Annotated in this window: 12 protein-coding genes; 8 read left to right on the plus strand and 4 right to left on the minus strand. The window is 70.7% G+C overall.

Features of this window, described 5'->3' with window-relative positions:
- Positions 1–70: 70 nt before the first annotated feature.
- On the plus strand, positions 71–964 hold the full coding sequence (gene dapA, locus IF12_RS0111205; protein WP_030158061.1) for a 4-hydroxy-tetrahydrodipicolinate synthase: 894 nt from the start codon (positions 71–73) through the stop codon (positions 962–964).
- On the plus strand, positions 964–2,655 hold the full coding sequence (locus IF12_RS0111210; RefSeq protein WP_030158063.1) for a ribonuclease J: 1,692 nt from the start codon (positions 964–966) through the stop codon (positions 2,653–2,655). Before dapA ends, IF12_RS0111210 begins: the two co-directional genes overlap by 1 nt.
- A 15-nt stretch (positions 2,656–2,670) precedes the next feature.
- On the opposite strand, the gene IF12_RS0111215 is transcribed toward IF12_RS0111210, so the two are convergent.
- From IF12_RS0111215 to IF12_RS0111225, 3 genes are all read right to left on the minus strand, one after another.
- Positions 2,671–3,378 carry a hypothetical protein gene (locus IF12_RS0111215; RefSeq protein WP_156036830.1) on the minus strand — a complete coding sequence of 236 codons (708 nt, stop codon included), beginning with the start codon at positions 3,376–3,378 and terminating at the stop codon, positions 2,671–2,673.
- Positions 3,379–3,533: 155 nt separating this feature from the next.
- The gene (locus tag IF12_RS0111220; protein WP_030158067.1) at positions 3,534–4,172 is read right to left on the minus strand and encodes a hypothetical protein; all 639 of its coding nucleotides are present in this window, start codon (positions 4,170–4,172) and stop codon (positions 3,534–3,536) included.
- Positions 4,173–4,392: 220 nt separating this feature from the next.
- Positions 4,393–5,103 carry an SDR family oxidoreductase gene (locus IF12_RS0111225; RefSeq protein ID WP_030158069.1) on the minus strand — a complete coding sequence of 237 codons (711 nt, stop codon included), beginning with the start codon at positions 5,101–5,103 and terminating at the stop codon, positions 4,393–4,395.
- A 74-nt stretch (positions 5,104–5,177) separates the two neighbouring features.
- On the opposite strand from IF12_RS0111225, the gene IF12_RS0111230 reads away from it, so the two are divergent.
- Positions 5,178–7,730 (plus strand): DNA translocase FtsK 4TM domain-containing protein, encoded by a 2,553-nt coding sequence (locus tag IF12_RS0111230; protein ID WP_081913496.1) that lies wholly within the window; start codon positions 5,178–5,180, stop codon positions 7,728–7,730.
- A 55-nt stretch (positions 7,731–7,785) separates the two neighbouring features.
- Here IF12_RS0111230 and IF12_RS0111235 read toward each other — a convergent pair whose 3' ends face one another.
- A complete protein-coding gene (locus tag IF12_RS0111235) occupies positions 7,786–8,871 on the minus strand; it encodes a hypothetical protein (RefSeq protein WP_030158073.1) in 1,086 nt (361 codons plus the stop codon).
- Positions 8,872–9,137: 266 nt separating this feature from the next.
- Here IF12_RS0111235 and rimO point away from each other — a divergent pair, with 266 nt between their 5' ends.
- The 5 genes from rimO to IF12_RS0111260 all read left to right on the plus strand — a co-directional run bounded on the left by rimO (position 9,138) and on the right by IF12_RS0111260 (position 13,636).
- Positions 9,138–10,589: a 30S ribosomal protein S12 methylthiotransferase RimO gene (gene rimO / locus IF12_RS0111240; RefSeq protein WP_030158075.1), complete on the plus strand. Its 1,452-nt coding sequence runs from the start codon at positions 9,138–9,140 to the stop codon at positions 10,587–10,589.
- Entirely contained in the window at positions 10,586–11,167 is a 582-nt protein-coding gene (gene pgsA, locus IF12_RS0111245) for a CDP-diacylglycerol--glycerol-3-phosphate 3-phosphatidyltransferase (RefSeq protein WP_030158077.1), read from the plus strand. Before rimO ends, pgsA begins: the two co-directional genes overlap by 4 nt.
- 121 nt (positions 11,168–11,288) lie before the next feature.
- Positions 11,289–11,795: a helix-turn-helix domain-containing protein gene (locus tag IF12_RS27015; RefSeq protein WP_030158079.1), complete on the plus strand. Its 507-nt coding sequence runs from the start codon at positions 11,289–11,291 to the stop codon at positions 11,793–11,795.
- 164 nt (positions 11,796–11,959) lie between these two features.
- Positions 11,960–12,811: a PspA/IM30 family protein gene (locus IF12_RS0111255; RefSeq protein WP_030158082.1), complete on the plus strand. Its 852-nt coding sequence runs from the start codon at positions 11,960–11,962 to the stop codon at positions 12,809–12,811.
- Between the two features lie 9 nt (positions 12,812–12,820).
- Positions 12,821–13,636, plus strand: coding sequence for a hypothetical protein (locus IF12_RS0111260; RefSeq protein ID WP_030158084.1), 816 nt, complete (start codon positions 12,821–12,823; stop codon positions 13,634–13,636).
- Positions 13,637–13,647: the final 11 nt, after the last annotated feature.

Raw genomic sequence — 13,647 nt, forward strand, 5'->3', positions numbered from 1 at the left:
AGACAGTTAAACGCAGCGAGCGGCCGCGCGCAGCAGCCCCGGCCGCCGGAATCAGCATTGGTGAAAGCACATGCGCAACGCAACGCGCCCGTTCGGGCGAACACTCGCGGCCATGATCACGCCGTTCACGCCCTCCGGGGAACTCGACGTCCCCGGCACCGCCGCCCTCGCCCGCCACCTCATCGACGACCAAGGCCTCGACGGCCTCGTCGTCAACGGCACCACCGGCGAATCCCCCACCACCACCGACGCCGAGAAGACCCAGGTCATCGAAGCCGTCGTCGAAGCCGTCGGCGACCGCGCCCACATCATCGCCGGCGCCTCCACCTACGACACCCGCCACTCCGTGCGCCTCGCCCAAGAGGCCCAGAAGACCGGCGCCCACGGCCTCCTCCTCGTCACCCCCTACTACTCCAAACCCACCCAGGCCGGCATCGCCGCCCACTTCGAGACCATCGCCGACGCCACCGACCTGCCCGTGATGCTCTACGACATCCCCCCGCGCTCGGTCATCGGCATCGACGACGCCACCTACGAGCGCATCGCCCGCCACGAACACATCATCGCCGTCAAAGACGCCACCGGCGACCTCGCCAAGGCCCACCGCGTCCGCCTCGCCACCGGCCTCGCCTACTACTGCGGCGTCGACGAACTCAACCTCGCCGCCTACGCCACCGGCCAGGTCGGCCTCGTCTCCGTCGTCGCCCACCTCCTCGGCAAGCAGATCAACACCATGTTCGACGCCTACGACGCCGGCGACACCGCCCGCGCCTCCGCGCTCAACGACCGGATGCTCCCCGCCGTCAACGCCCTCATGGGCCACGGCCCCGGCGTCGCCGCCGTCAAATCCGGACTCGCCGCCCAGGGACTGCCCGCCGGAGCGCCCCGCCTCCCGCTGCTCCCGGTCGAACCCGAACACGCCGAACGCATAGCCGCCCGCATCGCCGACCTGAAGGAGGCCTGATGGGCCTGACCCGACCCAAGAACCTCAGCGAGCCCGGCCCGCTACCCGACGGGGCCCTGCGCGTCATACCGCTCGGCGGCCTCGGCGCCATCGGGCGCAACATGACCCTCTTCGAATACGAGGGACGCCTGCTCATCGTCGACTGCGGGGTCCTCTTCCCCGACGTCGACCAGCCCGGCGTCGACCTCATCCTGCCCGACTTCACGCCCATCCTCGACCGCCTCGACGACATCGAGGCCATCGTCGTCACCCACGGCCACGAGGACCACATCGGCGCGATCCCCTACCTCCTGGAGCACAAGAACGACATCCCCGTCGTCGGCTCCCGCTTCTCCGTCGCCCTCGTCGAGGCGAAGCTGCGCGAACGGCGCATCAAACCCGCCGGGATCGTCGTCGCCGAGAACGAGACCCTCCAGCTCGGCCCGTTCGGCCTGGAGTTCCTCGCCGTCAACCACTCGATCCCCGACGCGCTGGCCGTGGCCATCCGCACCGAGGCCGGGCTCGTGCTCCACACCGGCGACTTCAAGATGGACCAGCTCCCGCTCGACGGGCGCATCACCGACCTCGCCGGCTTCGCCCGCCTCGGCGACCAGGGCGTGGACCTGCTGCTCTCGGACTCCACGAACGCCGAGATCCCCGGCTTCGTGACCTCCGAGCGCCAGATCGGCCCGGTCCTCGACAAGCTCTTCGAAGACGTCAAGGGCCGCATCATCGTCGCCTCGTTCGCGAGCCACGTGCACCGTGTCCAGCAGGTCATGGACGCCGCCTACGCGCACGGGCGCAAGGTCGCCTTCGTCGGCCGCTCCATGGTCCGCAACATGGCGATCGCCCGCGACCTCGGCCTCATGCAGGTCCCCGACGGCCTCCTGGTGAGCATGGACGAGGCGGTGCGCCTCCCGGGCGACGAGATCGTCTACATGTCCACCGGCTCCCAGGGCGAGCCCATGAGCGCCCTCGGCCGCATGGCCTCCGGCGACCACCGGCACATCGCCGTCGAACCCGAGGACACCGTCATCCTCGCCTCCTCGCTGGTGCCCGGCAACGAGACCGCCGTGTACGGGGTCATCAACCGCCTCGCGCGCACCGGCGCCACCGTGATCCACAAGGACGTCGCGAAGGTCCACGTCTCCGGCCACGCGCCTGCCGGCGAGCTGCTGTACGTGCTCAACGTCGTCAAGCCCTCGAACATGATCCCCGTCCACGGCGAGGCGCGGCACCTCCAGGCGCACGCGCGGCTCGCGATCGAGTCCGGCGTCCCGGCCGACCAGGTCATCGTCATCGAGAACGGCGACGTCGTCGACCTCATCGATGGCCGCGCCCGCATCGTCGGGCACGTGCCGAACAACCTGGTCTACGTCGACGGGCTCTCCGTGGGCGACGTCGGCGAGCCGGTGCTCAACGAGCGGCGCGTCCTCGGCGACGGCGGCTTCATCGCCGCCACGGTCGTGATCGACTCCGAGAACGGCAAGGTCGTCGGCGGCCCCACCGTCTCGGCGCGCGGGTTCTCCGAGGACCCGAAGGCCTTCGACGGGGTCCTGCCGCTCATCAACGACGCGATCGAGCGCGCCGCCAAGGACGGCATCGCCGACCCGCACCAGCTCCAGCAGATCCTCCGGCGGACCGTCGGCAAGTGGGTCAACGACACCTACCGCCGCCGCCCGATGATCGTGCCGCACGTGCTTGAGGTGTGAGAGCACGCAAGGAGCTCAGCCTCGAAGTATGAGAGCACGCAGCTGGCTCAGCCTTTCGGTGTGAACGCGCGCAAGCGGTTCAGCCTCTCGGCATGAGCACACCAGCGACGGCCAAGTGCCTAGCGAACGCGGCGGGGGGGCGCCCCGGGCGGGGGGGGCCCCGCCCCGCGTGGGCCACCCCCGACACCGGGTCCCCCACCCGCCGCAGCAGCAGGCCCCGGCGGGCTGGCCCGGCGCCGACCCGACCATCACCGTGAGCCCGGGTTGACGCGGTACGCAACCCTCTTGCCCGAACTCGTCATAGTTCGTGAAGTTCTCCGCGTACTGGCGCATCGCGACCACCGGGTAGTACGCGAACGTCGCCGTCAGCGCGGCCGCGCCTATGGCGCCGAGACGGGCCGGCCAGCGCACCCCCGGGTTCCGGTGGGCGCTGAGCGCGACCGCGGTGACCAGCGCCAACGAGAGCACCGCGGTGCTCGCGTCGAGTGTGGACACGTTGCCGAAGACCCCCGAGTACATGTAGAAGCTGAAGCCGCCGTCGAGGTCGTCGACATTGAAGCGGGGGAGCAGCGCCGAGACGCACAGCAGCGCCAGGCCGATCCCGGCGACGATCAGGCCGATCGGCGAGGGCGCGTCCGAAGGCCGCGGCGGCGGCTGGGGGATGAATCCGGTGGGCGGGCCCGGCTGCGACGGTTGCTGCGGCGGCTGTGGGGGCGGCGCCATGTGCGGCTGTCCCGGAGGCGCGGAGGGCTCAAAGGGAGGCATGGAGGTCACCAACGTCATGCTACCGGCCGGCCACTCTCGACCGTGTCCCTCGATCGGCCGCGCGGCCGTCGCAAAGGGACCGCGAACGGAGGGGCCGCGGCCCCTCCGTTCGCCTACTGCTGCGGGTGGCCCGGCCAGCCGTTGCCGGGCTGCTGCTGCGGCGCCGGTTGCTGGTAGGGCTGCTGCTGGGTCGGGAACTGCTGCGCCGGGGCCTGCTGGGGCCCGGGCGCGGGCTGGGTCGGTGGGGACCAGCGCATCACGAAGATGCTCACGGCGAGCAGTGCGGCGGCGAGGATGTAGAGCCAGATGCCGCCGCCGGCGCTGGCCTTGATCTTGTAGTCGTCCCAGGCTTCGCGGCCGAAGGCGCTGTTGAGCTCGATGACGGGGTGGAGGGCGGCCGCGGCGGTGATCGCGGCGAGGCCGATGCCGCCGAGCTTCGCGGCCCATTGGAGGCCGGGCTTGACGCCGGCGGCGGCCCAGCCGACGAGGACGACGAGGATCAGCGCGGGGGCGAGGCCGGGGAGGCCCGCGCCGGCGGTGTCGACGCCGTAGCCGCCGATGCGGCCGGCGTCGCTGCCGCCCAGGGAGATCTGGGGGATGAGGGACCCGACGGCGAGCAGGAGCAGGCCGGCGCCCGCGAGGGCGAGGCCGAGGGGCTTCGGGCGGTCCGGGCCGCCCGGGAGGAGCCGGCTGTATGCGGGCGGCGCCTGCTGGGGCTGGTAGTAGGGCTGCTGCGCTGCGTTGTCGCTCAAGGGAGGGACCACACCTTTGCTGTGAGGAGTCGTGCGGGACGGTCGTGTCGGGCCCTACATCGTAAGGGACCGGCACCATTCGTGAGAAATGCTCCGATTTGGAATCGCGTTCCGTGGCGGCGCGGAAACGGGATGTCACACCCCCGCGCTATCGTCGAGCCAGGGGTCCCTTAGGCCGGATTTATCGGCATAAATAGGGATTGGGCTAGTTATGCACCGATCAGGTTCTCGCTCTGATCGGGAGCGGGTTCGGGGGTTCGATGCGCAGTTCGTTGATCACCATGTCCGCCGGGGTGCTCATCACGTCCACGATGGTCTTCGCGATCGACGCCGCGCTGGTCGCCCGCGCCGCGTCGTAGTCCGAACCGTACTGCTCGCGCACACTGCGCTGCATGTCGGTGTCGAAATGCGAGGGGTACACGCTCGTCACCCGAACCCCGTTCGCCTGCTCTTCGGCGCGCAGCGAGTCCGCCAGCGCCTTCACCGCGTGCTTGCTCGCCGCGTAGGAGCTCCACTTCGCCCCCGCGGTGATCCCCGCGCCGGAGTTCACGAACAGCACGTGCCCGCCCGCGGCCCGCAGAGCCGGGAGCAGCAGCCGGGTCAGCTCGGCCGGGGCGGTCACGTTGATCGCGAGGGTCCGCTGCCACCACTCGAGCGTCTGTTCGGCCACCGGTGCGATGTGCGCGATCCCGGCGTTGTGGACCAACGCGTCCAGCCGTTCGATGCCGGCCACGGCTTCGGTGAGGCCTTCGGGCTCGGACAGGTCGGCGATGATCGCCCGCCCGTACGGTACGCCGTCGAGGGCGGCGGCGCTGCGGGCGTGGGCGATGACGGTGTGGCCCCGGGCGTCGAGCTCGTGGGCCAGGGTGCGCCCGAGTCCGCGTCCAGCGCCGGTCACCAGGACCGTTTTCGACGTGCCTGCTTCAACCATGCCGCCACATTAGCCGCTCTGGTGAGTGCCTTCGCGGCTCCGCCGGGGTGCGTGCGGGCGGTAACGTATGCACCATGATGGCCAAGACGAGCGGCAGGTCGGGCGGCACCGCCCGCAAGGGCGGCCCCGCTCGCAAGCAGTCCGCGCCCGCGGCGCGGCGCAAGCCGTCGGCCGCGAAGCGGCCGGCGAAGTCCGGAGCGCGCAAGACCGCGAAGCGGGCGGTCAAGAAGAGCGCGAAGCAGACCGCCGCGAAGCGCCGCCGCTCCGACGCCATTCCCGGGCCCCTCGAGGCGCTCGGGATGGGCCTGCGCGGCCTGTGGGTCGGCACGGCCCGCACGACCGGTTGGATGGCCCGTTCGGTCGGCAAGGAGGCGGCCACGGCCCGCGAGATCGATCCGGCGCACCGCCGCGACGGGCTCGGGCTGCTCATCGTGGCCGTGGCGATCGTCCTCGCCTGCGCCGTCTGGTTCGACGTGGCGGGGCCGGTGGGGGAGCGGTTGGCGTTCATCCTCGACTGGATGCTGGGCCTGGCGACGCGCGCGCTGCCGGTGCTGCTGGTCCTGTGGGGACTGCGGGTGATGCGCCAGCGGCCGCCGGAGGACGCCCGCGGGCGGGCCCTGGTCGGCTGGGGTGCGATCTGGCTGTCCAGTCTCGGCCTGCTGCACCTGATCTCGGGTCTGCCCGCCGACATGGGGGAGCGGATGGTCGCGGGAGGTCAGGTCGGCTGGCTCGTCGGCGGCGGGCTCGCGATGGGCGTGTCGCCCTATGTGGCGTTCCCGCTGCTGGTCCTGCTGCTGTTCTTCGGGGTCCTGGTGGCGACGGCGACGCCGGTCGCGGAGATCCCCGCCAGGCTCGGCCGCCTGTGGGACCTCGCCACCGGCAAGGTCGACACCTATGAGGACGACGAGTCCGAGCCCGCGCCGCGGATGACGCGGGCCGAGAGCCGCGAGGCCAAGCGGCTCAAGGAGGAGGAGGCCCGCCGGGTCCACCGGCCGACGACGGTCCTGCCGCGGCTGGCGCCCGAGGAGGTCCCCGAGCTCAACTCGGAGCACGTGTCGGCGCGCGATTCGGCGCCGATCCCCGAGCCCGAGCCGGTGCGGGTGCCGCCGAAGCATTCGCCGCCGCCCAAGCGCATCGAGCAGCCGACGCTCTCGGACGGCTCGGCCGCGCAGGGCGACTACCAGCGCCCCTCGCTCAAGGTCCTGGGCACCGGTCCGGCCGCGAAGGCCCGCTCGAAGGCGAACGACACGGTCATCGCCGCGCTCCAGGAGGTCTTCGCGCAGTTCCAGGTGGACGCGGCCGTCACCGGTTTCACGCGCGGCCCCACCGTGACCCGCTACGAGGTCGAGCTCGGCCCGGCCGTGAAGGTCGAGCGGATCATCCAGCTGTCGAAGAACATCGCCTACGCCGTCAAGAGCTCCGACATCCGGATCATCAACCCGATCCCGGGCAAGAGCGCGGTGGGCGTCGAGATCCCCAACACCGACCGCGAGGACGTCGCGCTCGGCGACGTGCTGCGCTCCAATCTGGCCGCCGCCGACGACCATCCGCTGCTGGTGGGGCTCGGCAAGGACATCGAGGGCGGTTACGTCCTGACCAACCTCGCCAAGACCCCGCACCTCCTGGTGGCCGGCGCGACCGGCTCTGGCAAATCGAGCTGTATCAATGCGTTGCTGGCGTCGCTGCTGATCAGGGCCACGCCGGAGCAGGTGCGGTTGCTGCTCATCGACCCCAAGCGGGTCGAGTTGACGAACTACGAGGGCATCCCGCACCTGGTGCACCCCATCGTGACCAACCCGAAGAAGGCCTCGGACGCCTTGCAGTGGGTGGTCAAGGAGATGGACATGCGCTATGAGGACCTCGCCAAGGCCGGGGTGCGGCACATCGAGGACTTCAACCGCAAGGTCCGCTCGGGCGAGCTCAAGGCCGACCCGGGCTCGGAGCGGGAGCTGCGCCCGCACCCGTACCTGCTGGTGATCGTCGACGAGCTCGCCGACCTCATGATGGTCGCCGCTCGCGACGTCGAGGACTCGATCGTGCGGATCACGCAGCTCGCCCGCGCCGCGGGCATCCACCTGGTGCTGGCGACGCAGCGGCCCTCGGTGGACGTCGTGACGGGCCTGATCAAGGCGAACGTGCCCTCGCGGCTGGCGTTCTCGACCTCGTCGCTGGCCGACTCGCGGGTCATCCTCGACCAGCCCGGCGCCGAGAAGCTCGTGGGCCGCGGCGACGGCCTGTTCCTGCCGATGGGCGCCTCGAAGCCCGAGCGCATCCAGGGCGCCTGGGTCTCCGACGAGGAGATCGACGCGGTCGTGGAGCACGTGAAGGGCCAGATGGAGCCGCAGTACATCGACGAGGTGACCGCGACGCCCGGTTCGACCAGGGAGATCGACCCGGACATCGGCGACGACCTCGAACTGCTCATCCAGGCGATCGAGCAGGTCGTCACCACCCAGTTCGGTTCGACCTCGATGCTCCAGCGCAAGCTCCGCGTCGGCTTCGCCAAGGCCGGGCGGCTCATGGACCTCATGGAGACCCGCGGGGTCGTCGGCCCCTCCGAGGGCACCAAGGCCCGGGACGTGCTCGTCAAACCCGAGGACCTCGACGGCGTCATCGCCTCACTGTAAGGCTGAGACGGCACTGGGGCCGGGCCGCTGATGCGGCCCGGCCCCAGTGGTGCGCCTATTCGAAGCTGACGCTGATGTCGTGGGCCTTGTCGCCGGTGATCGGCAGCGTCACGCCCTCTTCGGCCCATTCGACCGGCCCCTTGGGGTGGAACTTCAGGTCGAAGGCGAGCGCGTCGGCCGGGATGTCGTACTCGAGGTAGAACGTCCGCCAGATGCCGTCGCCCCACTCCTCGTCGACGTTGGTCACCGCGGTCGGCGTGAGGTCGCCGTCGGGCCCGGAGACCTTCAGCGCCTCGTCGGCCTCGATGCTCCACTCCAGGCCCTGGCCCGAGTGCAGCCAGCCGAAGGACACGCCGAGGACGGCCCGGTCCGGTTCGGACACCCAGCCCTTGCCGGGCTGGTAGACCTCGCGGGTGACGGTGAACGTGGTCGAGTACTTCCAGTCGTCGAACCAGTACTCGTAGCTGCCGCTGGTGGTGTAGCCGTCGACCGAGTTCTCCACCGCGTCGGTGGTCACCGTGTCGGTCGAGGCGTTGTACAGCGCCTCGACGAGGCCCTCGCGGGTGCGTTCGCGCAGGTCCATCGACTGGGTCCGCTCGGAGTCGACCACTTCGAGGGTGATCGGCGCGCCCTTCTCGGCCACGGTCAGGTAGGCCGCGCCGGGCACGGGGATCGAGCCGTCGAAGTCCCACTGCTCGTCGCCGATCGCGAAGGTCGCCGAGAGCTCGGTGAGGTCGTCGATCTTGTACGGCGCCTCGACGCCGGGGTCGATCGCGAACTGGACGAGGGTGAACTCGTAGCCCGGCTCGGGCGAGTACAGCTCCACGTCCTCGCCGAGGAGGTAGTCGAGCTGGTAGCCCTCGGGCACCTCGTCGAAGGAGACCACGCACTCGACGCGCAGCGCGAAGTGCGGGCCGATGAGCAGGCCCTCGTCGTCGGCGAGGCGGGACTCGCCTTCGGCCGGGCAGACCGAGACGGGGATCTCCTCGCTCGCGACGGTGTACCCGGCGCGGGTGTGGAGCGTGCCGACGGGGGCTTCGCCGCAGGCGGCGACGGACAGCGCGGCGGCGCCGACGAGCAGGGCGCAGGCGCTGCGTCGGGCGGCGCGGGGGCTGGCGGGGGCGATGTCTTTGGGGGACATGGGGCAAGCCTAGGCCATGCCCGCAACGCCCCGTGAACCACTGTTGTCCCTGCGCAGGCGGGTCGTGAATGGGTCGAATCGTCCCAGTGCCATTCGGCGCATTCGGCGCAACCGGGCCGTCGGCGACCACTCGGGCGTTAGGTTCGCCACTGTACCGCCAGGGCGCACTGTGGCCCTGCCCGCCGCGCGGGCGCGGGCGGGGCGCCGGTAGGTACGCTTTCCTGGTGTCTCCAGCTCATTCGACCCGATCCGAGGAAGCGACCGCCATCGACAGCGCCGAGAGCGGCGCAGGCAAGAGCGTCGCACTCCTGACGCTCGGCTGCGCCCGCAACGAGACCGACTCCGAGGAGCTGGCCGCACGTCTGGCCGCCGGGGGTTGGCGGATCAGCGACGACGGCGAGAACGCCGACGTCGTCATGGTCAACACCTGCGGATTCATCGAGCAGGCCAAGACCGAGTCGATCGACGTCCTGTTGGACGCGTCCTCGACGGGCGCGAAGGTCGTCGCCACCGGCTGCATGGCCGAGCGCTACGGCAACGAGCTGGCCGAGAGCCTGCCCGAGGCCGACGCCGTCCTCGGCTTCGACCACTACCCGGACATGGCCGCCCGCCTCGACGACATCCTCGCCGGGCGCAAGCTCGAGTCCCATCGGCCGTCGGACCGCCGCAAGCTCCTGCCGCTGGCCCCGGCCGCGCGCCAGGCCGCCGCGACCGTGGTGCCCGGCCACTCGCGCACCGCCCAGGCCGACGGCGCCGCCGCCGGCGAAGGCGCCCCGCAGCACCTGGCGGTGCTGCGCAAGCGCCTCACCGAAGGCCCAGTCGCGAACCTGAAGCTCGCCTCCGGGTGCGACCGGCGCTGCACCTTCTGCGCCATCCCGTCCTTCCGCGGCTCCTTCGTCTCGCGCACCCCCGAGGAGATCCTCGCCGAGGCCGCCTGGCTCGCGTCCGAGGGCGTCAAGGAGCTCAACCTCGTCTCGGAGAACACCACCTCCTACGGCAAGGACCTCGCCGACTCCCAGGCCCTGGAGCACCTGCTCGAAGGCATGGCCGCGATCGACGGCATCGAGTGGATCCGCCTGTCCTACCTCCAGCCCGCCGAGCTGCGCCCGAGCCTGATCGAGGCGATGCTGCGCACCGACAAGGTCGTGCCCTACTTCGACCTGTCCTTCCAGCACTCCTCGGCGAAGGTGCTGCGGCGGATGCGCCGCTTCGGCTCCACCGAGAACTTCCTGGCCCTGCTGGCCCAGATCCGCGAGCGCGCGCCCCTGGCCGGGGCGCGCACCAACGTCATCGTCGGCTTCCCCGGCGAGACCGAGGAGGACGTCGAGGAGCTCATGGGCTTCCTCGAGGAGGCCCGCCTCGACTCCACTGGCGTGTTCGCCTACTCCGACGAGGACGGCACCGAGGCGGTCGGCCTCGACGGGCACGTGGACGAGGACGCCGTCTCCGAGCGGCACACCCGCGTCTCGATGCTCGTCGACGAGCTGGTCAGCCAGCGGGCGGCCGAGCGGGTCGGCGAGACCATGACCGTCCTGGTCGAGTCCGTGGAAGATGACGGCGTCGACGGCCGCGGCGCCCACCAGGCCCCGGAGGTCGACGGCACGATCGCCCTCGTCGGCGAGGTCGAGGGCCTCCAGGCGGGGGACTTCGTGACCGCGAAGGTGGTCGACTCGCACGGTGTGGACCTCGTGGCGGAGATCGTCGAGGAGGCCTGGTGAACCCCGAGGAGCGTCCGGTCTCCCCGTGGAACATCGCGAATGTGGTGACGGTCGCCAGGATCTTCCTGGTGCCGGTCTTCGCGGTCGTGGTGGTCCTGTCGGAGATGGAGCACTCGGGTCTGCGGATGCTCGCCTGCGCGATGTTCGTGTTCATCTCGGCGACCGACTTCGTCGACGGCTGGCTGGCGCGCTCGCGGGGCCTGGTGACCGATTTCGGCAAGCTCGCCGACCCGATCGCCGACAAGGCCCTCATCGGGACCGCCCTGGTGCTGCTGAGCTACTACGGCGACCTGTCGTGGTGGGTGACCGGCGTCATCCTGGTGCGGGAGCTGGGGATCACCGCGTGGCGGATGGCGGTGCTGCGCCGGACGGTGATCGCCGCCGACCGGGGCGGGAAGCTCAAGACGGTCCTCCAGATCACCGCCGCGGCCTGGTACTTGTGGCCGTGGCCCGCGCCTCTGGAGGCGGTGGGCCCGTGGCTGATGGGCGCCGCGGTCGTCCTCACGGTGCTGACGGGAATGGATTACCTCTGGAAAGCATTCAAATCAAGGGAGAGCGAGCCGAACCGGACGCGCTAGGCTTGCAGGACCCACTTAGGCTCGATGTGAAGTACGGCTCGCAGGCGTCGCCGTAGGCAGGTGCGTGAGAGCTCGCGGCATCGGTCGAGGCGGGAGCGAACGCGGCGTGGAGGAGAACCCTATGGTGTTGTTGCGGGAACTGCTGGGAGAGACCCTGCGGCGACGCCGCCGCGCGCAGAAGCGGACGCTGCGGGACGTCTCGAAGCAGGCGAACGTGAGTCTCGGATACCTCTCGGAGATCGAACGGGGCCATAAGGAGCCGTCGAGCGAGCTGCTCGCCTCGGTGTGCGGGGCGCTCCAGGTGCGCCTGTCCGAGGTGCTCGCCGAGGTCTCGCGCGAGGTCGCGACCCACGAGCGCGGCGAAGAGCACGCGCAGGGCCGCCACGTCGCGGTGCTGCCGCCGCTGCCTTCTGAGATGCGGCCTTCGGAGATGCGCCCGCCTGAGAAGCCGGCGCGCGAGAAGGACGCCCCCGAGGAGTCGCAGCGGCGCCGCCGCCACGCGGCCTCGGCGATGCAGATCTACGGCGCCGCCGGCGCGGCGAAGGCCGGGCCGACCTCGATCGCCCAGGTCCGTTCTCGCCACCGCCGTGGCGAGGTGACCGATTCGGTGGTCCGCGCCGCAGCCTGACTGCGTACTCGAACGACATGCCCGATGATGTAGTTTTGGCGTCTGAGGCGTCACCCTGTCCCGCAAAGGTGGCGCGAATGTCCGACACTAGAGGCAAGTCGGCGTTGCACTGCTAATTTATGGCTCGCGAGCTTCGCCAAGGCTCCACCGGAAGGACCCCGATAATGGCCAATCCGTTCGTCAAGGGCTGGAAATACATGATGGCGCTCTTCGGTGCGAAGATCGACGAGTACGCCGACCCCAAGATTCAAATCCAGCAGGCGATCGAAGAAGCGCAGAAGCAACACCAGGCTCTGGTGGGGCAGGCCGCCTCCGTGATCGGGAACCAGCGCCAGTTGGAGATGAAGCTCAACCGCTCGATGGCCGAAGTGGAGCGGCTCCAGGCGCAGGCGCGCCAGGCGCTGGTGCTCTCCGACAAGGCCCGCGCCGAGGGCGACGAGGAGAAGGCCCGGCAGTTCGAGTCGACCGCCGAGATCCTCGCGGGCCAGCTGGTCTCCACCGAACAGTCCCTTGAGGACATGAAGGTGATGCACGACCAGGCGCTCACCGCCGCCGACCAGGCCAAGAAGGCCGTCGAGAACAACCAGATGGTCCTCCAGCAGAAGCTCCAGGAGCGCACCAAGCTCCTCGGCCAACTGGAGCAGGCCAAGATGCAGGAGACGATCGCCTCCTCGCTGGAGTCGATGTCGCAGACCGCCGCGCCCGGCAACGTGCCGAACTTCGACGAGATCCGCGACAAGATCGAGGGCCGCTACTCCAACGCCATGGGCCGCGCCGAACTCGCCTCGAACTCAGTCGAGGGCCGCCTCCTCGAAGTCAACCGCGCGACCCGCGACATGGCCGGGGCCTCCCGCCTGGAGCAGATCCGCGCCTCGCTCGAAGGCGACCAGCTCTCTGGGAGCAAGGCCGGTCCGGCGATCGAGTCCAAGGAGTCGACCACCAACGCCCGCCTCGCCGACATCCGCGCCTCCCTCGGCGACGAGGGCGCCGCCGAGGCCGACAAGACCACGAGCTAGGACACCCCTGTGGACGCCAAGGACCGCAAGCGCGCGTTCAAGCGCCTGCGGTCCCGGCTGTCCTCGGCGAAGTCCTGGACGACCACCGCCGGCGCCTCGATCGCAGGAAGCGCCTTTTTCATCCCCTACATGGGTCTCGGCGCGCCCGACGGCGTGTGGGTGACCGTCGCGGGCTTCTCCACCGCGATGGCGGTCGTCCGCTGGCTCGACTACCGTCGCCTCGCGCGGGCCCTGCCCGTGTCCGAGCGCGTCTCGCTCGAACTGCACGGCCCGGCGCAGCTCGCCAAGGAGGCCCGCGGCCTGTTCGGCGAGACGGCCGGGGCGATCCGCCGCGGGCGCATTCGCGCCCAGTTCCGCGGCAGCAAGGCCCTGCGCCCCTACGAGCGCCTTGAGAAGGCCTCGATCGCGGCCGAGGGCATGGCCCAGCGCCTCGAAGGCGATAGCGAGGCCGTCGCGATCCTCGCCGGCGCCGGCAAGGCCGGGCAGGAGCTGTACCGCCTCGCCTTGGGCGTCAAGGACTTCGAGCAGGCCATGGCGGTCGCGCCGCAGTCGCGGCGTCCCGGCATGGAGGCGAACCTGGCCCGCATGGTCGAACGCCTCGAAGCGGGCGTGAGCGCCTATGAGGACATGGTCAGCGCCGCGGGGGAGTGCCTGGCCGGCTCGATCGGGTTGCAGCAGGCGCTGTCGGACCACCGCGCCGACGAGACGCTGGAACTGCTCAACGACGCGGCCGACCGCCTCCGGGCGGCCGGGGACGCGGCCAGCGAGATCCGCGGGCGGCTCGGTCCGCAGCACACCAACCCCGAGCCCGGTGCCACGGCCTGAAGCGGCCCGCC

Source organism: Glycomyces sp. NRRL B-16210, assembly GCF_000719515.1.
Lineage (GTDB): Bacteria > Actinomycetota > Actinomycetes > Mycobacteriales > Micromonosporaceae > Glycomyces.